The sequence below is a fragment of the Bacillus sp. LNXM12-1 genome (assembly GCF_003004375.1).
Classification (GTDB): Bacteria; Bacillota; Bacilli; order Bacillales; family Bacillaceae; genus Bacillus.
Genome location: NZ_PVWX01000002.1, coordinates 736,288 through 756,635, shown reverse-complemented (window position 1 = coordinate 756,635; position 20,348 = coordinate 736,288). Strand labels below are relative to the sequence as shown.

22 protein-coding genes and 1 riboswitch are annotated in these 20,348 nt (G+C 39.7%); of the genes, 1 reads left to right on the top strand and 21 read right to left on the bottom strand.

Going from position 1 to position 20,348, the window contains the following annotated elements; genetic code table 11:
* Positions 1-18: 18 nt before the first annotated feature.
* Positions 19-951: a helix-turn-helix transcriptional regulator gene (locus C6Y07_RS11295; protein ID WP_060597257.1), complete on the bottom strand. Its 933-nt coding sequence runs from the start codon at positions 949-951 to the stop codon at positions 19-21.
* 83 nt (positions 952-1,034) lie between these two features.
* On the opposite strand from C6Y07_RS11295, the gene C6Y07_RS11290 reads away from it, so the two are divergent.
* Positions 1,035-1,685 carry an FMN-dependent NADH-azoreductase gene (locus C6Y07_RS11290; RefSeq protein ID WP_106156691.1) on the top strand — a complete coding sequence of 217 codons (651 nt, stop codon included), beginning with the start codon at positions 1,035-1,037 and terminating at the stop codon, positions 1,683-1,685.
* Positions 1,686-1,853: 168 nt separating this feature from the next.
* On the opposite strand, the gene C6Y07_RS11285 is transcribed toward C6Y07_RS11290, so the two are convergent.
* The 20 genes from C6Y07_RS11285 to C6Y07_RS11195 all read right to left on the bottom strand — a co-directional run bounded on the left by C6Y07_RS11285 (position 1,854) and on the right by C6Y07_RS11195 (position 20,272).
* Entirely contained in the window at positions 1,854-3,470 is a 1,617-nt protein-coding gene (locus tag C6Y07_RS11285) for a type I restriction-modification system subunit M (RefSeq protein ID WP_106156689.1), read from the bottom strand.
* 18 nt (positions 3,471-3,488) lie between these two features.
* Positions 3,489-4,706: a restriction endonuclease subunit S gene (locus tag C6Y07_RS18945; protein WP_106359368.1), complete on the bottom strand. Its 1,218-nt coding sequence runs from the start codon at positions 4,704-4,706 to the stop codon at positions 3,489-3,491.
* 42 nt (positions 4,707-4,748) lie between these two features.
* On the bottom strand, positions 4,749-7,805 hold the full coding sequence (locus C6Y07_RS11275; RefSeq protein WP_106156687.1) for a type I restriction endonuclease subunit R: 3,057 nt from the start codon (positions 7,803-7,805) through the stop codon (positions 4,749-4,751).
* Between the two features lie 4 nt (positions 7,806-7,809).
* Positions 7,810-8,388: a restriction endonuclease subunit S gene (locus C6Y07_RS11270; protein WP_106156686.1), complete on the bottom strand. Its 579-nt coding sequence runs from the start codon at positions 8,386-8,388 to the stop codon at positions 7,810-7,812.
* Positions 8,389-8,819: 431 nt separating this feature from the next.
* Complete coding sequence (gene sufB / locus C6Y07_RS11265; RefSeq protein ID WP_034659904.1) at positions 8,820-10,217, bottom strand: Fe-S cluster assembly protein SufB; 1,398 nt, start codon at positions 10,215-10,217, stop codon at positions 8,820-8,822.
* A gap of 17 nt (positions 10,218-10,234) precedes the next feature.
* Entirely contained in the window at positions 10,235-10,681 is a 447-nt protein-coding gene (sufU, locus tag C6Y07_RS11260) for a Fe-S cluster assembly sulfur transfer protein SufU (protein WP_008347017.1), read from the bottom strand.
* The gene (locus C6Y07_RS11255; protein ID WP_034659905.1) at positions 10,671-11,891 is read right to left on the bottom strand and encodes a cysteine desulfurase; all 1,221 of its coding nucleotides are present in this window, start codon (positions 11,889-11,891) and stop codon (positions 10,671-10,673) included. The genes sufU and C6Y07_RS11255 overlap by 11 nt, the downstream gene beginning before the upstream one ends.
* On the bottom strand, positions 11,891-13,204 hold the full coding sequence (gene sufD / locus C6Y07_RS11250) for a Fe-S cluster assembly protein SufD (protein ID WP_106156684.1): 1,314 nt from the start codon (positions 13,202-13,204) through the stop codon (positions 11,891-11,893). Before sufD ends, C6Y07_RS11255 begins: the two co-directional genes overlap by 1 nt.
* Positions 13,205-13,222: 18 nt before the next feature.
* On the bottom strand, positions 13,223-14,008 hold the full coding sequence (gene sufC / locus C6Y07_RS11245) for a Fe-S cluster assembly ATPase SufC (RefSeq protein WP_003213654.1): 786 nt from the start codon (positions 14,006-14,008) through the stop codon (positions 13,223-13,225).
* A 211-nt stretch (positions 14,009-14,219) separates the two neighbouring features.
* The gene (locus tag C6Y07_RS18940) at positions 14,220-14,357 is read right to left on the bottom strand and encodes a YuzK family famiily protein (RefSeq protein ID WP_162839378.1); all 138 of its coding nucleotides are present in this window, start codon (positions 14,355-14,357) and stop codon (positions 14,220-14,222) included.
* Between the two features lie 215 nt (positions 14,358-14,572).
* The gene (locus tag C6Y07_RS11240) at positions 14,573-14,941 is read right to left on the bottom strand and encodes a carboxymuconolactone decarboxylase family protein (RefSeq protein WP_003212803.1); all 369 of its coding nucleotides are present in this window, start codon (positions 14,939-14,941) and stop codon (positions 14,573-14,575) included.
* Between the two features lie 103 nt (positions 14,942-15,044).
* Positions 15,045-15,866, bottom strand: coding sequence for a methionine ABC transporter substrate-binding lipoprotein MetQ (gene metQ / locus C6Y07_RS11235; protein ID WP_066030430.1), 822 nt, complete (start codon positions 15,864-15,866; stop codon positions 15,045-15,047).
* 14 nt (positions 15,867-15,880) lie between these two features.
* Positions 15,881-16,549, bottom strand: a complete 669-nt coding sequence (locus C6Y07_RS11230; protein ID WP_003213651.1) for a methionine ABC transporter permease — start codon at positions 16,547-16,549, stop codon at positions 15,881-15,883.
* Positions 16,542-17,567 (bottom strand): methionine ABC transporter ATP-binding protein, encoded by a 1,026-nt coding sequence (locus C6Y07_RS11225; RefSeq protein WP_003213439.1) that lies wholly within the window; start codon positions 17,565-17,567, stop codon positions 16,542-16,544. Before C6Y07_RS11225 ends, C6Y07_RS11230 begins: the two co-directional genes overlap by 8 nt.
* Positions 17,568-17,722: 155 nt before the next feature.
* Positions 17,723-17,831: riboswitch (SAM riboswitch) on the bottom strand.
* Between the two features lie 102 nt (positions 17,832-17,933).
* Positions 17,934-18,275, bottom strand: a complete 342-nt coding sequence (locus C6Y07_RS11220; RefSeq protein ID WP_003212918.1) for an SCP2 sterol-binding domain-containing protein — start codon at positions 18,273-18,275, stop codon at positions 17,934-17,936.
* A 120-nt stretch (positions 18,276-18,395) separates the two neighbouring features.
* On the bottom strand, positions 18,396-18,698 hold the full coding sequence (locus C6Y07_RS11215; protein ID WP_003213095.1) for a thioredoxin family protein: 303 nt from the start codon (positions 18,696-18,698) through the stop codon (positions 18,396-18,398).
* A 12-nt stretch (positions 18,699-18,710) separates the two neighbouring features.
* Entirely contained in the window at positions 18,711-19,055 is a 345-nt protein-coding gene (locus tag C6Y07_RS11210) for a toprim domain-containing protein (RefSeq protein WP_003213068.1), read from the bottom strand.
* Positions 19,056-19,183: 128 nt separating this feature from the next.
* Positions 19,184-19,420, bottom strand: a complete 237-nt coding sequence (locus C6Y07_RS11205) for a YusG family protein (protein WP_003212882.1) — start codon at positions 19,418-19,420, stop codon at positions 19,184-19,186.
* Between the two features lie 45 nt (positions 19,421-19,465).
* A complete protein-coding gene (gcvH, locus tag C6Y07_RS11200; protein WP_003213614.1) occupies positions 19,466-19,849 on the bottom strand; it encodes a glycine cleavage system protein GcvH in 384 nt (127 codons plus the stop codon).
* A gap of 66 nt (positions 19,850-19,915) precedes the next feature.
* The gene (locus C6Y07_RS11195) at positions 19,916-20,272 is read right to left on the bottom strand and encodes an arsenate reductase family protein (RefSeq protein ID WP_003213086.1); all 357 of its coding nucleotides are present in this window, start codon (positions 20,270-20,272) and stop codon (positions 19,916-19,918) included.
* Positions 20,273-20,348 lie beyond the last annotated feature (76 nt).

Below are 20,348 nucleotides of genomic sequence, written 5' to 3'. Positions count from 1 at the left end.
TCTGAAGTCTTTTATGGTTCAATACTGGTCGACCATTTCTTGCAATTGATTCAGATAACTTTCTTTTAATTCATCAGGGTATTCAATTTTCACATGTTTCCCAAATGAGATCAAATAGTGGGTCATATACGATAATTCTTCTTGGTTGTACCCACCCATAATATAAGGAGTATCATCAACGATCTCCAATCTCATATTCGGATAATGATTCTTCAAAAACTTTTCTTTTCCTTGTTCCGTTAATCGACATTTAAATGAGATATCATGATAAGTTTTTTCGTACTCGAGCTGCAGTTCTTTTAATTCTTCCTTCGTAAAGGTGTCTCTGATTTCTTCTTCAATCATCACGTCCTTCATAAAGTCACATCTATAGATGCCCCACTTTTTATTTCGAACATCATATGCTTTCGTGAACCAAATCCCATTTCGATAAAACAACTCAAGAAATTGCAGCCTGATCCTTTTATTTTCATTTTGAGTATAAGTCATCTTCACGATTTGATCTTCCATCATCGCCTGTAAAATCAATTCCAATTGATTTTGTTCACTGACTGGTGCGACATTATAGTAATGAATCACATCCAAAGTCTCCGTGATCATTTGTTTTCTCTCATCAGACATTGTGGCAAACAGCTTTTGCCGAATTTGTGAGTAGGATTTTTTAAATGGTGTTGCTGACACCAAGTCTAAAGCTTTAAGCGCGAAAAAAATAGCTTGAACTTCATCGATATTGAAATAAATAGGGACCATTGGAGATTGTTTCACCAGTCGATATCCTCCATGTCTGCCATTTTCAACGTAAAAGGCTAAGCCCATTGACTCTAGCTCTTCCATATCTCTCAGAGCCGTACGTTTAGATATGCCAAATTCGGATTCTAAATCCTTTAACTGAAAAGAGTATTTATCACTTAAAAAAATAAGTTCTTGGTTTAATCGTTCTGATTTTTTCATTTGATTTTCCTTCTGAAAAAGGTGACATGTTTTGTCACCCTTATATTTTATACTCAGTTTATCAAAAGAAAAGGAGCATGTATATGCAAACATTAATCATTAACGCGCACCCTGATTTCACTCATCGAGAAAGTTATTCAAACAAACTGCAAACACTATTTTTAGAACAGTTTAAAGAAAGATTCCCTCATGATGAACCTACAATTTTACATTTACATGAAACTGAAATTCCTCGTATCGAAAAAGAACAGCTGCTACGTATTTGGGATAAGCAAGCATCCGAACAAACATTAACAGCTACGGAAGAAAAAATCGCTGCTGCTTCATCAGCTTTATTGGCTCAATTCAAAGCACATCATCGAATTGTGATTGTGTCACCTGTTCATAATTTCAATGTGACTTCACGAATGAAAGATTATATAGATAATATCTTTATTGCTAGAGAAACGTTCAAATATACAGAAGATGGTTCAGTTGGTCTGATGACTGACGATTATCGTGTACTTTTGCTTCAAGCAAGCGGCTCGATTTTCACAAATAACGATCGATACACACCTCTGGAATTTTCACATTACTACCTAAAAGAAATATTCCAAAACTTGATGGGCTTTCAACAATTTCATATTGTCCGAGCACAAGGAACTGCCATTTTAGGTCAAGAAACGATTTTGACATCTGCAGCTGACGATTTGTCTAAAGCCTTTGATGAGTTTTATTCGCCTAGCGGGATGTGAATTGATTTTTTCAAAAACAAAAAGACCAAAAACGTTTGATATCACGTTTTTGGTCTTTTTTTATTAACCGATTGAACCATCCATTTCGAACTTGATTAATACGGAAATAAAGAAATTTTCAAGCCAAAAAGAGCCACGAACTAAATCCTTTGCTCTTTTTTAAGACTATTATTTACCTAAAAGACGGATAAATTTACTCAGTTCTTCTTTGGCTTCATCTGTTGTCCCTTCCAGCTCATTCATTAACCCAAACAAATTATCATATGAACTCGCAATTTCTGCTTTAACTTCTGCCAACTCTTGAGCCACTTGTGAAAGTGGAATTACTTCTTCTTCTTCAAACGTATCGACATAACGTGGAATGTTTAAATTGTAATCATTTTCTTTGATTTCATCCAAAGATGCCACATGAGCATATTTTTCAACGTCTTTACGGTTACTGTATGTTTCAATAATTTTGTCGATGTTTTCAGGAGAGAGTTTGTTTTGGTTCTTTCCTTTTACAAACTCATTTGAAGCATCGATAAACAAAATATCTTTATTCTTACGAGCTTCACGACCTTTGAATACCAAGACACAGGTTGGGATGCTTGTGCCATAAAACAAGTTAGCGGGCAATCCAATAACAGTATCTAATAGATTATTGTCGATGATATTTTTGCGGATTTTACCTTCAGAAGCACCTCGAAATAGTACCCCGTGCGGCAATACGATAGCCATTGTTCCAGTTTTATCTAAATGGTAAAGTCCATGCAGTACAAAAGCATAATCTGCCTTAGATGCAGGTGCTACACCGTAACCCTTGAAACGTGTATCCTTTTCTCGATCAACGTCTTTTGTATCCCATTTATGAGAATATGGTGGGTTTGATACGACGGCGTCGAACTTCAAAGGAATTTGTGTTCCATCTTTTTCGGCAAATGGCCAGTCAGCATCCAGTGTGTCTGCACGTTTCAACTCCATATTGCGATAATTTACCCCATGCATCATCAAGTTCATGCGAGCTAAGTTATAAGTCGTCGTATTCAACTCTTGCCCGTAAAACTCAACACTTCCTTCTTCATTACCATTTGGTAACTCTTTTTGGACTGTTAAAAGAAGTGAACCTGATCCCATTGTAGGGTCATAAACACGGAATTGATCGCCAGTACCATCTGCATCATTCGTGACAATTTTCGCTAGGATTTTACTAACTTCATGAGGTGTATAAAATTCTCCTCCTTTTTTACCAGCATTTGCAGCAAATTGTCCAATCAAGTATTCATAAACGTCACCTAAAATGTCGTGCCCTGAATCGTCTTTGAAAGTGAACTCGTTAATTATCAACACGATATCATTCAAAGCCTTTGCACGTTCGTTTGTACTTGAACCTAGACGTGTGTCACCAAGGTTAACATCTGAAAATACATTAGCAAAATCCGCTTCGGCAATCGCGTTACGTTTTGCATTTGTATTGAATGAGTCAAACATATCTTGGAAGTCACTAGCTTTGATTTTATGATTTTCAATTTTTGATACGATTTTGTCCCAAGTGTAGGCAGGATCAATCGCATATCCGATACCTTTACTAATTTCCTCAAGATAATCTTCTTTTTCAGTTTCATCTGTCACTTCGTAGAACTCTTCCAAACCATTGATTTTTAAGTATTCATCTTGATTTTCTGATAAGTATCGATAGAACATAAACGGCAAAATATAGTTCTTGTACTCACTTGCATCCATTGTCCCACGCAATTTGTTAGCCATTCCCCATAACTTTGATGTAATATCTGCTGCATTACTCATTTGTGTCATCTCCTTTTCTTATATAAACATTTGTTGAAGTAGTGATTTTTTCAAATTTTTAATCAGATTTAGCTCACGCCGATGAAGGGTGATTAGGTTGTCTAGTTGATTGAAGAAGCTACCAATCTTCTGTTGTTCTGCTAATAATGGAATAGAAATTTCTTGTTTTATAACAGCATCCCGAGCAATCCCAGCTATTAAGCCTCTGGCATCTTTTTTGATATTTTCTATTACTGAATTCAATAGGTAGAAATTGAAAACCTTATCCAAATTAGGTAGGTTTTTCAAAGCCATAAATTGCCTAGCAATATGTGCTTTATCTTGTGTCATTACAGCGATTGCTCCATAACCAGATCCCTTGCAGACAAGCAAAACGTCACCCTTTTCTGCTAAACATCTAGGAACTGTTGTCCAACGGTTAACGATAGTCTCTTTCCCAACTATACAACTAGCTCCTGTCATATAGGGTATACCGTTACCCGTATCGTTATATTCTGAAGGCGCAAAGTCTTGCCCCGACAATAAATCTATAACCTCGCCATACTTCCGCTGTTCCCAAGGATCAGTAAATCCTGCAAAGCGAATTTCGGGAAAATTGGCTCCATCTTTCGGAAACATTTTTTCGAGCATTGATTTTTTCATGATTACCAACTTGTCATACTTACGCTGATTAAGGGTGATAATGTTGTCTAGTTGATTGAAGATTTTACCTATTTTGCTCTGTTCACCTTTGTTTTTTGGTAATTGTATTTGGAAGTTCTTCACTTTTTCAGCGTTTAGATTCGATTGTGTCCCAGTAGATATTAATTCTCTCCACTCTTCATTAATATTGGCTTTTACTAATCTTTGATAAATAAAGTCTCTAATAGTTTTGTCATTAAAAACCATATTATAAAAAGCTTGAGACGTTGCAACATCAACATTTAGAATGGCAACCTTGCCAACAGATGCATACATCGCCAGAGTAATTGCCCCTTTTGGAACAATCCAGGCAGAAGAATTATTTAGCCCCTCTTCACTAATGTGTTTTTGTGTATAATAAATATATCCATTAGAATTTGAGATATCAGATATCCCCAAAAATGGAATTTCCCCTTTATAATAATCTTTGTTCGTTGAGCGTGGCGTACCACCGGAACCACCTTTTACAAACAGTTCCTTTAACTTTCGCTGTTCCCAAGCATCTGTAAATTCTTCGAATCTGATTTGAGGTAACTTTGTTATTTTATCGCTCATTTCCGTTCTCCTTTTTCTAGTTTACATAATGTGATTGATTGACTACTCTCCCTTCTTAATTTCGTCGGCCATTTCGTAAAAAGCTTTACGGAATTCAATGCGATATCGTACCCAGCTCAATGCTGCAATCTCTTCAACTGCAATTTCTTTATAATCAGCTCTTGCGTCATTCATAATAGCGGTTAATTCCCCTTGTTTATCCATATCCTCTTGACCTAATCGGTGTTTTTTAATCATGTTTTCAAGTTCCTTAGGCTTAGTACTGTTATCTAGTCCCCAAGTGCGGATGAAGTTCGTTACAAGTTGGATATTCGTATCCTTTTGTGCTTGATCCATTGCTTGGTTCATTTTTTCAACACTTCGAGGTGCTGGATAATGATCAAATTCAAACTCTTTGGTGAAAATCTTAGATACAAAATGACTCACCTTAGATTTTTCTTTTTCATTGTCAGACTTGGCGATTTCAACTTGGATTTCATCACGTGTACTTTCCGCTTTTGACATTTCGTTCGCGTGAACTTCGTCAGCCATCTGGGCGATCAACTCAATCAAATAATCATAGTTGATGGTCACATCGTGAATATGAACCATCGAGAGATTGACTTGCGAAATATCAATGTCTTCTCGCTTTGCACGTCGTTCTTTCAACTCACCAGCAATGACAGTTGTTAAAATAACTTCCTGCTCTTCAGTAATACCTAGACGTTCATAGAACTCTTCAGGATTATCATAGGCGGATATAGGATTTTTGTCATCGTCTTCGGTATATTGTTTCAACTGACTTAACAAGCGATTATACTCTTTCAGATTCTCAAAAACCTCATCCTGTGCTTTTTCACTTGGTGGTAATTGTATAAAATCGTCTGTGAGTGTGGAAAGCTTCTTGATGACTTCTTGCATCTCAGCTTGGACCTTGCTAAATGGTTTGGAAGTGATACCAGACTCTTCGTTGCCTTTCTTCAATTCTTCAAGTGGAAGCTGTTCGTCGGCAGATGCACGATTTGAATAAACAGCAAAAGCCTTATTCATTTCATACTCGTTTTGCTCCGGCCAACGATAATTCACGACATTTCCCCATGGCTTTTCGACAGCGTTATGTATTCTATTTGTACGTGAGTATGCTTGAATCAAGTTCCCACCCTTAAGCGTTCGATCAATATAGAGCGTATTCATCTCAGGCGCATCAAAACCGGTCAAAAATTGATCCACAACAATGACTAAATCTAAATAGTTGCCATCATCAGTTGTCTTGTTCAAACGTCTTGCTAAGTCTTCTGTGTAGGCTTTCACTGTCGTCATATCAAAAGCTGTGCCAAACGTTGCGTTATAGGCTTTGATAGCTCTGTGCAAGTTCTCGTTAGTTTTCAGTTGATGAATACTATTGGATGTATCTGCCGAGAAACTCACCGCAACTTTTAATCGTTGATCTGCTGGACGATTCGCATTCTCTTCAGCAAACTTATCGAAATATTCCATCGCTCTTGGTGTACTTGGTTTATTACCACCAACGTGAACTGTAAACAATGCATTATATTGACGCTCATTTGAACGTTTCTTCCAGTTATCGAAGATGTCTTTCACTACTAAGTTCACATGTTCTGGACTATAGTCGTAAACACTACCACGAACATTATCATCAATATCATCTTCGGTGGGATCTTCGGGAGCTTCGATTGTTTCCTTAAATTCAACGTTAAACCCTAACACATTTTTATCCGCAATCGCTTCTTTAATAGTATATGCATGTAATAGTTCTCCAAAGATTTCTCGTGTTTCTGGGAATTTTGGTGTACCAGTATAACCAACCCAAGCAGAATTAGAAATTGCTTTTCGAATCGTTTCAAGCATCCCTTCATTTTCAGTACCACTGCCCGTTGATCTGTGGGCTTCATCCACAATAAAAAGAATATTTTCATTAAGTGGCTTGAAGCTGTCCCGCGCTACATAACGCGACATTTTTTGGATACTTGTTACAATGATGTTCTTATCGCTTTTCTTCGTTAGTTTGCGATGAAGGTCTGAGATATTGGCTGTGTCACCCACCACACCAGTTTTCCCTTCAAAACCAGCAACAGGATCATAGGCTTTATAAGCATCGGCTGTTTGGTTGGTAAGCGCGATCCGGTCAACCAAGAAGATCACTTTATCTACATTAGATAGACGGCTTGCAAGCCACGCTGTCTTAAAACTTGTGATTGTTTTACCTGAGCCTGTTGTGTGCCAAATGTATCCTAATTTACCACCATCATATTTAAAGTCAAACTTTCTAACTTTATCAAGTACACGCTTTGTGGCATAGACTTGATACGGACGCATGACTTTGATACTTTCTTTGTTTTTTGTACCATCTAGTACCATGTAACGTGTTGCCAAATCATGAGCCATTGGAATGGACAACACTTTATCCGCAAACGTCTTCCATGATCGAATAGGGCGAGCATCATCTTCGTTTTGCCAGTTGAAAGCAAAAGCTCGGTTAAAGTTTTCGAGTGGGGTATTTGCCATATAACGAATATCAAACGGTGTCATCGCGATTAAAATCTGCAAAGTTGAAAAGATACCGCTGAATTGTTTTTCAGCTATATACTGTTCCATCTGATTTAAAGATTCCGTAGCGCTATGAAGTGCTTTCTTTAATTCAATTTGAATAATCGGCAAACCATTAATGAGCAAGGTCACATCAAACCTACGAGTCGTTTTACCATCAACAACTTTTGGCCGTTTAATTTGATTCACTACTTGATAAACGGTATTCCCGCCACCGACTTGGGCTTGGTCGAATACTGTCAAGAACACATGCCTACCATTATCAAGATCAACTTCAATTTCAGAAACACCATTAACACCATACAAAAACTGTCCTGCCTGGTAAGGTGATTCAATACTCGTGATGATTTTCTTTACCTGATTAAATTCAGTAACAGACAAGGGTTCATCTAATCGAGCGCTATTGTTTTGTTCTAAGATTATTTTAAAGTTATCCCAAAGTTGTTCAGTTGTTTTAATGTTTTTTTTGTATTCCCATTGTTTTACTCCACCGATTTTGGTCAAATAATCGATAACTTCATTTTCAAATGCTAATTCCGATTGACTCTTCATTTCATTACTCCCCCTTTAATGTTTCTTCTATTACCGAGCTCGTAAACTGCCCTATCAAGTCTGCGTATTGGCTTAACTTATTTTGTAGCTTCATTGTTTCTACGTATATAGTGCCTATTTTCTTCTGTTCCTCGATCGGAACAACTGGAACGATCATTTCCCCAAGGGCACGAAGCGGAATTCTTAGAATAGGGCCACTCCCCTGTGACCCCCTTTCTTTTTGCTGCCTCACATCTTTATGAGCATTAAACAAGTAAAGAAAATACCTCTTATCAAGTTGTTCGCTATCAAACTCTATTTTCGTAAAGTTGAGGGACAACACTTTACCAACATTATTTTCACCGACAATTGTGGCTAGCTGCAATGAGTTACTGATAACAACATCACCTTCATTTAACGATAGGTTACTCTGAAATAAAGGTTTAGCCTTCTCTTCAACAGCTACGGCCTCACGATGATAATCAGCTTCAAAAGACGCTTGGTCATAATACTTTATTTCTTGAGTTTCAAATTGCTTTTGTGTTCTTGTTGGATTAATACCGGGAACGAACGTTACGAATTTATTTAATTTACTTTTCTCCAATTAAATCGCCCCTAATCACATATATGATTTTTTGAAATATCACCATATTACAAATTAAAACACATCCAGATTGTTTCGTCAACGATAATATGAAATATTTCTATATTACATATTATCGTTTTTGAAAAAACATCTTGAAAGCAGACCATAAGCAATTTTAACATTTCTATAATTTTCTATTTTTATCATATGTTTGTGACTGGTGTGCTTAAGGAATCACCTCCAGACAGAGTAATATATACAAATATAAAGTCACACATGATTTAACCTACACATGCGCAATACTGCTTCTTTAATGAGGTTGTGGGGCATAAATCGATTAAAACAACAGAGGACATTTATCTAGATATTACTGAAAAATAAAAGAAGACGAACTTCAAAAGTTCGCCTTCTACACTATTCAAACCCTTGTAAATAAAGGTTTTTAAATTTTAACCAATCGAACCTTCCATTTCAAACTTAATCAAACGGTTCATTTCAACGGCGTATTCCATTGGCAGTTCTTTTGTGAATGGTTCGATGAAGCCCATGACGATCATTTCCGTTGCTTCTTCTTCAGAAATTCCGCGGCTCATCAAGTAGAATAGCTGTTCTTCTGATACTTTTGATACCTTCGCTTCGTGCTCTAATGAAATGTTGTCGTTTAAGATTTCATTGTAAGGGATTGTATCAGATGTTGATTTGTTATCCATGATGAGTGTGTCACACTCGATGTTTGAGCGTGCACCCTCTGCTTTGCGTCCGAAGTGAACGATTCCGCGGTATGTGACTTTACCGCCTTGTTTCGAAATCGATTTCGATACGATCGTTGAAGATGTGTTTGGTGCAAGGTGAATCATTTTTGCACCTGCATCTTGGTGCTGACCTTTACCTGCTAGGGCAATACTTAATGTCATACCACGAGCGCCTTCACCTTTTAGGATGACTGCTGGGTATTTCATTGTCAGCTTAGAACCGATGTTTCCATCAATCCATTCCATAGTTGCATTTTCTTCACATACTGTACGTTTCGTCACAAGGTTGAAAACGTTGTTTGCCCAGTTTTGAATCGTTGTATAACGGCAGTAGCCGCCTTTTTTGACGACGATTTCAACAACCGCACTATGAAGTGAGTTTGTTGTGTAAACTGGTGCTGTACAGCCTTCTACGTAATGCACATGTGCGCCTTCATCAACGATGATGAGTGTACGCTCGAACTGACCCATGTTCTCAGAGTTGATACGGAAGTATGCTTGAAGTGGTGTATCTACTTTGACGCCCTTTGGTACGTAGATAAATGAACCACCAGACCATACAGCCGAGTTAAGCGCAGCAAATTTGTTGTCAGTCGGAGGAATGACTTTTGCCCAGTGCTCACGGAAGATGTCTTCGTTCTCTTTTAATGCGCTGTCTGTATCTTTAAACACAATGCCTAGATCTTCAAGGTCTTGCTTCATGTTGTGATACACAACCTCAGATTCATACTGAGCAGATACACCTGCTAAGTACTTTTGCTCTGCTTCTGGGATACCAAGCTTATCAAAGGTTTGTTTGATTTCTTCTGGTACTTCATCCCAAGAACGCTCAGAGCGCTCAGATGGCTTTACGTAGTACGTAATTTCATCAAAGTTTAATGCATTTAAATCTCCGCCCCATTGTGGCATCGGCATGTTGTAAAAGTGCTCAAGAGATTTCAAACGGAAGTCGAGCATCCACTGAGGCTCTTCTTTCATACGAGAAATTTCTTCAACGATCTCTTTTGTCAGTCCGCGCTCTGAACGGAAAATGGAAACGTCTTTATCAGAAAAGCCGTATTTATATTCACCAACATCTGGCATTTTTTTAGCCATCCATTTTCACTCCAATCTTATGATTTGCCGTTATCTTCGGCAGATGCGCCTTTTTCAAGCGCCTTCCAGGATAATGTTGCACATTTGATGCGGGCTGGGAATTTTGCCACTCCCTGCAGCGCCTCAATGTCACCAAGATCAATGGAATCGTCGTATTCTTTTCCTAGCATCATATCGGAGAAAATCTGAGACATTTTCAAAGCTGTTTCAATATCTTTCCCTTTAATCGCCTGCGTCATCATAGAGGCAGATGCCATCGAAATAGAGCATCCTTCTCCTTCAAATTTCGCATCAATGACTTTTTCGTCTTCGATTTTCATCGTGAGACGAATGCGGTCACCACACGTTGGGTTGTTCATATCGACGACAATGCTGTCGTTTAACACACCTTTGTTTCTCGGATTTTTATAATGATCCATAATCACTTGTCTGTACAGTGTGTCTAAGTTTACATTAAAAGACATTCGTAAAATACTCCTTTGTCTTACGGAGCGCTGCGATGAGCTCGTCAATCTCTTCTTCTGTATTGTACAGATAGAAGCTTGCTCTTGCAGTTGCTGATACACCAAGCCATTTCATGAGCGGCTGTGCACAGTGGTGTCCAGCACGAATGGCGACACCTTCCGTATCCAGAACAGTTGACGCATCATGTGGATGGACGTCGTCTAAGTTAAACGTCACAAGTCCAGCTCGGTGCTGCGGTCCATAAACTGTCGCACCGTCAAGCTCCTTAAAGCGCTCAAGCGCATAAGTGGCAAGCTGATGCTCGTAACGGCTGACTTCTTCCATACCAATGTCATTTAAGAAATCAATCGCTTTTCCTAGTCCAACTGCTCCGGCAATAATCGGTGTTCCCGCTTCAAATTTCCACGGCAGCTCTTTCCAAGTAGAATCATACAGATCCACAAAGTCGATCATTTCACCGCCAAACTCAGCAGGCTCCATATTATTCAAAAGGTCCTTCTTCCCGTAAAGTACACCGATGCCAGTCGGTCCACACATTTTATGCCCAGAGAATGCGAAAAAGTCACAATCTAGATCCTGAACATCAATTTGCATGTGCGGCGTGCTTTGCGCACCATCGACGACAATGATTGCCCCATGATCATGGGCAATTTTAGCGATCTCTTTAATCGGGTTGATGGTTCCTAATACGTTTGAGACATGTGTGACAGCGACGATTTTCGTTTGATGTGTGACCGTTTGCTTCACATCTTCAAGCGATAGCGTGCCGTCTTCCTGTAACGGAATGTATTTCAATGTGGCGCCAGTTGCTTTTGCTGCTTGCTGCCAAGGGATGATATTCGCATGATGCTCCATGTGCGTAATGACAATCTCATCGCCTTCTTTGAGGTTTGCTCTTGCATAGCTGATCGCCACTGTGTTTAGTGCAGTTGTTGTGCCTCTAGTAAAAATAATCTCCTGGACAGATGAAGCACGGATGAATGCACGAACTTTCTCTCTCGCACCCTCGTATGCGTCCGTTGCTTTTGTGCCAAGGGTATGAACACCCCTGTGGACGTTCGAGTTGTAAGACCGGTAATACTCATTCATTGCATCAATGACCACTCTTGGTTTTTGAGAAGTCGCTGCACTGTCCAAATACACCAAATCATGTCCGTTCACTTGCTGATGAAGGATTGGAAACTGCTCACGAACGTCTTTGATATTCATTATTTTACTTTCCTTTCAATCACAGAAACGAGCTGCTTTTTAACTCCTTCAATCGGCAGTTCTTTGACGACTGGATTTAAGAAGCCATAAATCACAAGTCTTTCTGCATCTTCTTTGGATATCCCGCGGCTCATGAGGTAATACAATTGAATTGGATCGACACGTCCAACAGAAGCAGCATGCCCTGCTGTGACATCATCTTCATCAATTAATAGAATTGGGTTTGCGTCACCGCGTGCTTTCTCACTCAGCATGAGAACTCGTGATTCCTGCTCTGCATTTGACTTCGTTGCGCCATGCTCGATTTTACCAATTCCGTTAAAGATAGAGGATGCTTGATCCTTCATCACACCATGCTTCAAGATATACCCTTCAGAGTTTTTACCGAAGTGGATGATGCTTGTTGTAAAGTTTTCTGTTTGATTGCCCCGGCCGACAACAACTGATTTTGTATCACCGAATGTACCGTCGCCCATGAGCTTTGTGATGTTTTCAGACACGACGTCTCCATCATTCATCAGGCCAAGCGCCCATTCGATTTTACTGTCACGGCCATTTGCCATACCGCGTCTGTTCACATAGACTGTGACACCTTCTGCAAGGTTATCTACTGCACCGTAAGTGACGCGGGCATTAGCTCCTGTAAACACTTCAGACACGATATTGAAGATCGCTTCTTCCGGCTTTGCCGTACTGATGTAGTTTTCTACATATGTCAAAGCACTATGGTCGTCTGCTACGACGATGACATGGTTGAACAAAGTCGTGTCGTCATTTTCATGCAGGTAGACGGCTTGAATTGGTGCTTCAAGTTCTACATTTTTCGGTACATAGAGGAAAGCTCCACCATTGACTAAAGCAGCATGTAAAGCTGTTAGTTTATGCTCATCTACTTTTACTGCATCAGTCATGAAGTATTTCTGCACTAGATCTCCATGTTCGCGGATCGCTGTATGAAGGTCAGTGAAGATCACGCCTTTGTCTTTCGCTTCCGTTGAAAGAGACAAGTATGCTGGCGTTTGATCACGCTGAATGTAGACTGTCTTATCCGTGTCCTCTAAATCAATGAGAGATTTCACTTCTTCAGGAAGCTCTTCTAATGATCCAAATGGCGCACTTTCGACTGTATGCTGTTTGAAATTGGTTAAATTCCATTTAGAAATATTCGTTTTGTCAGGCTTTGGCATTGGAAGGTCTTCTGCTTTTTCAAGAGCCTGTAAGCGAAGGGAGCTCATCCATGCCGGTTCCTGATGCTTCTCGGAGAAGCTTTTGACATAATCTTGATCTACTGATAATTTCGTTTCTAATGTCATCAATAATCCTCCTAACGCTTACGCTTCTTGACCAACAGTTTCGTCTTCAATTCCTAACTCTTTTTTAATCCAGTCATAGCCTTCTGCTTCTAAACGCTGCGCGAGCTCTGGTCCGCCAGATTTCACGATACGTCCTTGCATCATGACATGAACATGATCTGGTGTGATGTAGTTCAGTAGACGCTGATAGTGAGTGATCATTAAGCAGCCGAAGCTTTCGCCGCGCATTCTGTTAATTCCTTTAGAAACCACTTTCAAAGCATCGATATCAAGTCCAGAATCGATTTCGTCAAGAATCGCAATCTTTGGTTCAATCATCATTAATTGAAGAATTTCATTGCGTTTTTTCTCCCCGCCTGAGAAACCTTCGTTTAGGTAGCGCTGCGCCATGTCTGGGTCCATTTCAAGGAACTCCATGTTTTCGTCCATTTTGCGGATGAATTTCATCAGAGAGATTTCATCGCCTTCTTCTCTGCGAGCGTTAATAGCAGAACGAAGGAAGTCCGCATTTGTGACACCACTAATTTCAGATGGGTATTGCATCGCAAGGAAAAGACCTGCTTGAGCGCGCTCATCTACTTCCATTTCAAGTACATCTTCGCCATCTAGCAAAATGCTGCCTTTTGTTACTTCATATTTAGGGTGTCCCATAATTGCAGCAGATAAAGTTGATTTACCTGTACCGTTTGGTCCCATTACTGCGTGGAATTCTCCACCTTTTATCTCGAGGTTTACACCCTTTAAGATTTCTTTCCCTTCAATCTCAACGTGCAAGTCCTTAATTGTTAATGTCGAAGCAGTCATATATCGATACCTCCAAAATAATCATTATTCTCAATTTATTCTCATTCTAATTTTATAACAAATTAAAAGTGAATACAACACATTCACGATATACGTGAGAGGATGCTCTCAAAATTCTAACAAAAAAAGCCGGTAGATAAAAGGATTTATGTCGAAAAGACTGTTTTCATAAAGAAAGGACGGGAAACTGTTCTCCCCGTCCCTGAGCTATTTAATAGCCTCGTATATTCATTTTTGCGAGCTGTCTTTTCTCATCTCGATAGGACTGCTCTCGTTTATATTCCACTTTCATCCGTAAGTCATGGTCTCTTTCGTACTCTGCATAGCTCATGCCATGAGCTTTATGCATGGCCTTTTCCATCTCGGCGGTATAATCCAATCCCAGTGTACTATGGTCCGAACAAATAATAAACCATTCCCTTCTTTGAGTGTAGCTTTATTATATCAAAGACATGCGGCTTCACTCAAAAGGGATATGACGTTCTATGCTGGCATATTTTCTCACACAATCGGCTGAGAACGACTCAACTCCCTGATATGGAAAAATACCGTCTTATCCTTCCCTTAATGCGTCTGTCCTCCAAATTCATCAATACATTGCTGAACGACAGTAATCCCTTGACTCAGTGCTGCCCCGCCGCCAAATGCTGCCGCCACGCTGACAACCTCCAGCAAATTCTCTTCTGTCGCGCCTTGATCGAGCGCTCCCTTTGTATGATAAATCATGCAGTATTCATCCTGTGCATGAATACTGATGCCAAGGGCAATCATTTGCTTTTCCTTTTGCGTTAATGAATCGCTTTGAAAGCATTGCTCCGTAAATTCATTGAATTTCTTCCCAAACACCGGCATCTTCTTCTGAAATTCACCCATTGCCGTTTTATAATCCGTCAGTGATTGCTGCATAGATCCGCTCATATGCTGTTCATTCATCTTTATTCCATCCCTTCAGGTCATTTGTTCGTTTTTATTATGAGCGAGATTTGAAAAAATACACAAAAAACCTCGCTTTGATGAAAGCGAGGTTGAATCGTTGTTATTCAGATACCGGTAGAACTGCACCGTCGTATTTTTTGTCGATGAATTCTTTAATTTTATCAGAGTGAAGAACTTCCATTAATGTCTTGATCTTCTCTGATTTTTCTTCACCTTTGCGAACAGCCACGATGTTTGCATACGGGTTGTTCTTTGTTTGCTCAAGTTCGATTGAATCGTTTTTCGGATTCAATTTATTTTGGATCGCATAGTTGACGTTGATAAACACAGCATCGCCTTCACTGTTTTCATAAGCTTTCGCTGTTAGTTCAGGAGCGATTTTTTTGAACTTTAGGTTCTTTGGGTTTTCTTTGATGTTCTTTACCGTTGAGTTGATTGTATCAACCTTTGGATCAAGCTTAATGACACCGGCATTTTGTAATAGAGCAAGCATACGTCCTTGCTCAGCTACGTTGTTTGTCATGATGATGGTGCCGCCATTTGGAATATCTTTTACTGATTTGTATTTCTTAGAGTAGATACCGAAAGGCTCAAGGTGAACCGCACCAGCACTTACTAGGTTATAATCTTTGTTTGATTTGTTCTCTTCGTTCAAGTAAGGGATATGTTGGAAAAAGTTTGCATCCACTTCTTTTTCAGCTAACGCTTTGTTGTACATTTTATAATCACTAAGTACTTTCACTTTGAGATCGTAGCCTTTTTCTTTTAGAAGTGGTTTTGCTTCTTCAAGAATCTCGGCATGTGGTGTTTTTGAAGCCGCAACCGTAATGGTTTTGCTATCACTTGCGTTATTAGATGAACCGCATGCAGCTAAGATGCCTGCTAATGCTAGAAATAGTGCACTTAAAATCAATTTCTTCATGAATAAATCCTCCCTTAACGTTTATCAATTTTATTTGTAATCAAATCACCGATTATTTGAATAATAAAGACGATGATGAGAATAAACACAGTAGCTACAAGTGTGACATCTGTATTACCAGATTGGTATCCTTCCACATAAGCAAGGTCACCAAGTCCGCCTGCTCCAATTGCACCTGCAATCGCAGTTGAGCCAATTAAAGCAATCGCTGTTACGGTAATACCTGAAATGAGGGCTGGCAATGATTCTGGCAGCAATACTTTGAAAATGATGGTCGACGTTTTCGCTCCCATTGACCGTGCTGCTTCAATGACTCCTTTGTCTACCTCACGCAGTGCAATTTCGACAAGACGTGCATAGAATGGAGCTGACCCAATGACAAGGGCAGGGAGTGCTGCATTTGGACCTAGAATTGTATGCATTAAGAATTTCGTGAACCCTAATAAAAGAATAATTAAGATGATAAAAGGAATCGATCTGAAAATGTTGACGACTGCACCGATGACAGCATTGATCGGTTTATTTTCCCAAAGACCGCCTTTTCCTGTAAGGAAGAGCAGGAGTCCTAGGATAATCCCGATTGCAAAAGCAAATGCCAATGAAATGAGTGTCATGTACACCGTTTCACCCGTTGCATTCCAAATCACATCTAGGTCAACGTTCGGAAACCATTTCTCAAACATGTGTCATCACCTCAATTTCAACCTGTTTACTTTGGATATAGGCGATGGCTTTTTCAACCTCGGTCTCTTCTCCATTAATATGGATAAAGAGTGTTCCAAACGCGCCTTCCTGCGTTTGAGAAATCTTTCCTTGAAGGATGTTTACATCGACCTTGAAGGATCGAATGATTTCAGTGATGAGCGGTTGCTCGGCAGAATCGCCAATAAAGGACAACCGTACGACCTGACCTTCTTTTACTCGCTCTAAGACGTGTTCGATTGTTTCTTTCGCTTCCTCTGGTTCAGCAAGCTGCTGTACAAATCGCTTCGTCATCTCTTCCTTCGGCTGTCTGAAGACGCGTAATACTTCGCCTTCTTCGACAATGCGTCCATTTTCCATGACCGCGACGCGATGACAAATTTTGCGAATGACGTGCATTTCGTGTGTGATGAGCACAATTGTCAGCCCTAAACGTTTATTGATATCCGCTAAAAGATCAAGGATAGAATCCGTTGTTTGCGGATCAAGCGCTGATGTTGCTTCGTCACAAAGAAGAACCTTTGGATCATTTGCTAATGCTCTCGCAATCCCCACACGCTGCTTTTGTCCGCCGCTAAGCTGAGACGGATACGCATTTTCTTTTCCTTCTAAACCGACTAATTTAATCAGTTCATTCGCACGCTCTCTCCGTTTCGATGTAGGTACACCTGCGATCTCAAGCGGGAACATAATATTTTGTCTCACTGTTCTTGACCAAAGTAGGTTAAAGTGCTGGAAAATCATGCTGATTTCTTGTCTTGCTTTCCGAAGTTTCGCATTCGATACTTCATTGATCCGGTTGCCTGCCACTTCAACAATTCCTTCTGTTGGCAGCTCCAGACCGTTTAATAGGCGAATAAGCGAGCTTTTTCCGGCACCGCTATACCCGATAATTCCGAATATTTCACCTTTATCAATATCTAAGTTGACGTCTTTTACTGCGTCAACATTTCCACTTTTTGAGTAGTACGTTTTTGATACATTCTGTAAATGGATCACAGTCTGCTCACCTGCTTTCTTGCTGAATCTATAGGTTGCCATCACATACGTTCATTTATTCTTCGTGCTGTCATGACTCTAGCCTGTTGCCAGATCAGTAAAAAAGACCTAACTGCAACGCAAGCAGAAAGGCCTTTTATTTCAAATACGCCTTTCTCTCATCTTTCAAAGCGTTGCGACTTTGAGTGAATTGGCACCAATTTCAGCTATGCTGACGGTTGCCGGGTTTCATAGGGCACGTCCCTCCACCTCTCTTAATAAGAGAAAATATGTTGTTTTATGTGATGTTCATGTTTTTACTAACGTAGAATATCATGCCACCCGAGATATGTCAACGCTGTAAATCGCTAATTTCCAAGTAAACGACTAAGTTATCATTTTTCGAAAAAAACCGTTCGTCAGCCAAAGTACCGCCTCTAGTCTTAGGAGCGCACGGAATGACCCTTTTACTTTCACTTGTCCCCTGCTAATTAACTGCTGTAAGGACATATCTCCATCTAATAATTGAAGTATTTCTTTTCTCTCACCATAAAAGATGAGATCCGATAACTCAATTGCAGGTAGTTTCTTCACTTCACCACGCTCATCCACAATCAATGTACAAGAGTCAGTTTCCGCCTCAAATGTAATCTTCAAGGATGATGATGAGAGCAGCGGTTTTAGCAATAATCGCTGCCCTGTGTTTCCATGGGTTTTCACTTTTTCCACATGTATAACCTCCCTGTCATTTGGTTATACATAACATTTCTCTACAAACATTCGCTTGTCCTTTATAAATAACTCGACAAATTTTCAGATGAATTGCTTGAAATATGACAAAAAACCGCTTTATTTAGCGGTTTCAATCATTTCATGAAGATATGGTACGGAGTGAAAGGCATAGCCTTTTTGCACCAGCTCACCTTTTTTAAACAGTAGAAAGCAAGGAACGCTTTCGATCTCAAAAGCCTTCGCAAAGCCTGGTGAGTAGTTTAAGTTATTTTCATAAAAAGGTACATCCGGCTGCATGGTGTCTACGACAGCCAGCATTTTCTTTGCCAGCTGACATGTTCCGCAAAACGGTGTATATAAGTATAAAAGAAATAAATCGTCCTTTATCTCCTTGAATTCGTGTTCTTCAATCTCTTTCATATACGTCCACCCTCATAAATATTTCGAATGAACATCAATGTTTGCAGCTAATAGGATAGATGCAATGTGGGCTGACGGTGAAGCGGCCACTTCGCGGTACGTTCTGTCGACAAAAAGATGAAATGCTTCAGGGAATTCTTTTCGAAATTGCTTCCGCAGTTTGTCGCCTGCATCGTCACTGTCTGCTAATATGTAAACGTCTTTCCCCAATAATTCGTCTACGAGCTGATCCAGCTTCGATGTACTGATCGTGCCATTGGTGCAAATGATGGTAACAGGTTCACTTATGACTTCTTTTAGCTTTTGTTTGTCTGTTTTACCTTCTACAATGATGACCTTTTCTACCTCTACATTCATCACGATCACCCGGCCCTTTTGACGTTGTTCACTTCTCCCTTAGATTACAATTTTTCATTCAGGTTGTAAAGATTGGGCGCTTGCACTAAAAAGACTGCAGCTTATGCTCACTGCAGCCTCATCTGTGATTAGCACCAGCCATTTTCATCATCACAGTCTACATATTTTTCTGTTCCGTGGGTCAATGTATCCGTCAGACGATAAAAACGATTTTGCTCATAGGAATAACCTGATTTTAACTCATATTGGTTTTCACTAATCATCGTGCCAATCTCTTCATTTTGATGATACAGCACCATGCCGCTTTCTTTGAATCGTCCAGTGACATGATCTGTTATATCCACATGTTCTTTTTGAAAAGACAAATTGGACACCCCCCCATAAAGGTAGAGTGTCCAATTTCACGTGAATTAGTCTTCTTTTGTCATTTCTTCATATTGCTCAGCAGTCATCAAGTTCTCAATTTCAGATGTATCAGCTGGCTCTACCACGATCATCCATGCTTTTTCGTATGGAGAGTCGTTGACGAATTCAGGGCTGTCATCCAGCTCATCGTTCACTTCGACGATTGTACCGTTGATCGGTGCGTAAAGCTCAGAAACTGTTTTCACTGATTCTACACTTCCGAAAGGCTCGTCCGCTGTAATTTTGTCTCCTACTTCAGGAAGCTCAACGAACACGATATCGCCTAGCTCAGATTGAGCAAAATGCGTAATACCGATACGCACCTTATCTCCTTCTACTTTGACCCATTCATGTTCTTCTGAATAACGTAAATCTTTTGGTGTGCTCATTCAATACCCCTCCAGTCTTTTCTTTCAATCTATATTGAAGATACCACAATCTGAATGAAAGTTACATCATTTCCAGACGCTTTTAAATGTATCTTCATTAAATCCAACTGTGACTCGTTTACCGTCTGTTGTAATCGGGCGCTTGATCAGCATTCCGTTAGATGCGAGTAATTCTAGCTGCTCGCCTTCTGACATTGCAGGAAGTTGATCTTTCAGCTGTAGCTCTCGGTATTTCTGTCCGCTTGTATTAAAGAACTTCTTCAGCTCTAAGCCACTTTTTTCGTAAAGCGCTTTTAATGTTTCTTTATCAGGCGTCTCTTCGACGATATGTATGCTGTTGATATCTTTATTGTGTTCTTCCAGCCATTTTTTTGCTTTTCGGCATGTACCGCAAGATGGGTATTCATAAAAATCTAAAGCCACTATTTTCACCTCCTGCAAGTAGTGAGAACATTTTATCACAAAATATTTTAAAAACCTAAATGTATGCTTACAAAAA

What these genes read in the sequence shown, in the direction of transcription:
- C6Y07_RS11295 (WP_060597257.1), bottom strand. Translation starts at nt 951, where the DNA reads ATGAAAAAATCAGAACGATTAAACCAAGAACTTATTTTTTTAAGTGAT.
- C6Y07_RS11290 (WP_106156691.1), top strand. Translation starts at nt 1,035, where the DNA reads ATGCAAACATTAATCATTAACGCGCACCCTGATTTCACTCATCGAGAA.
- C6Y07_RS11285 (WP_106156689.1), bottom strand. Translation starts at nt 3,470, where the DNA reads ATGAGTAATGCAGCAGATATTACATCAAAGTTATGGGGAATGGCTAAC.
- C6Y07_RS18945 (WP_106359368.1), bottom strand. Translation starts at nt 4,706, where the DNA reads ATGAGCGATAAAATAACAAAGTTACCTCAAATCAGATTCGAAGAATTT.
- C6Y07_RS11275 (WP_106156687.1), bottom strand. Translation starts at nt 7,805, where the DNA reads ATGAAGAGTCAATCGGAATTAGCATTTGAAAATGAAGTTATCGATTAT.
- sufB (WP_034659904.1), bottom strand. Translation starts at nt 10,217, where the DNA reads ATGGCTAAAAAAATGCCAGATGTTGGTGAATATAAATACGGCTTTTCT.
- sufU (WP_008347017.1), bottom strand. Translation starts at nt 10,681, where the DNA reads ATGTCTTTTAATGTAAACTTAGACACACTGTACAGACAAGTGATTATG.
- C6Y07_RS11255 (WP_034659905.1), bottom strand. Translation starts at nt 11,891, where the DNA reads ATGAATATCAAAGACGTTCGTGAGCAGTTTCCAATCCTTCATCAGCAA.
- sufD (WP_106156684.1), bottom strand. Translation starts at nt 13,204, where the DNA reads ATGACATTAGAAACGAAATTATCAGTAGATCAAGATTATGTCAAAAGC.
- sufC (WP_003213654.1), bottom strand. Translation starts at nt 14,008, where the DNA reads ATGACTGCTTCGACATTAACAATTAAGGACTTGCACGTTGAGATTGAA.
- C6Y07_RS18940 (WP_162839378.1), bottom strand. Translation starts at nt 14,357, where the DNA reads ATGCATAAAGCTCATGGCATGAGCTATGCAGAGTACGAAAGAGACCAT.
- C6Y07_RS11240 (WP_003212803.1), bottom strand. Translation starts at nt 14,941, where the DNA reads ATGAATGAACAGCATATGAGCGGATCTATGCAGCAATCACTGACGGAT.
- metQ (WP_066030430.1), bottom strand. Translation starts at nt 15,866, where the DNA reads ATGAAGAAATTGATTTTAAGTGCACTATTTCTAGCATTAGCAGGCATC.
- C6Y07_RS11230 (WP_003213651.1), bottom strand. Translation starts at nt 16,549, where the DNA reads ATGTTTGAGAAATGGTTTCCGAACGTTGACCTAGATGTGATTTGGAAT.
- C6Y07_RS11215 (WP_003213095.1), bottom strand. Translation starts at nt 18,698, where the DNA reads ATGAAAGAGATTGAAGAACACGAATTCAAGGAGATAAAGGACGATTTA.
- C6Y07_RS11210 (WP_003213068.1), bottom strand. Translation starts at nt 19,055, where the DNA reads ATGAATGTAGAGGTAGAAAAGGTCATCATTGTAGAAGGTAAAACAGAC.
- gcvH (WP_003213614.1), bottom strand. Translation starts at nt 19,849, where the DNA reads ATGAGCACACCAAAAGATTTACGTTATTCAGAAGAACATGAATGGGTC.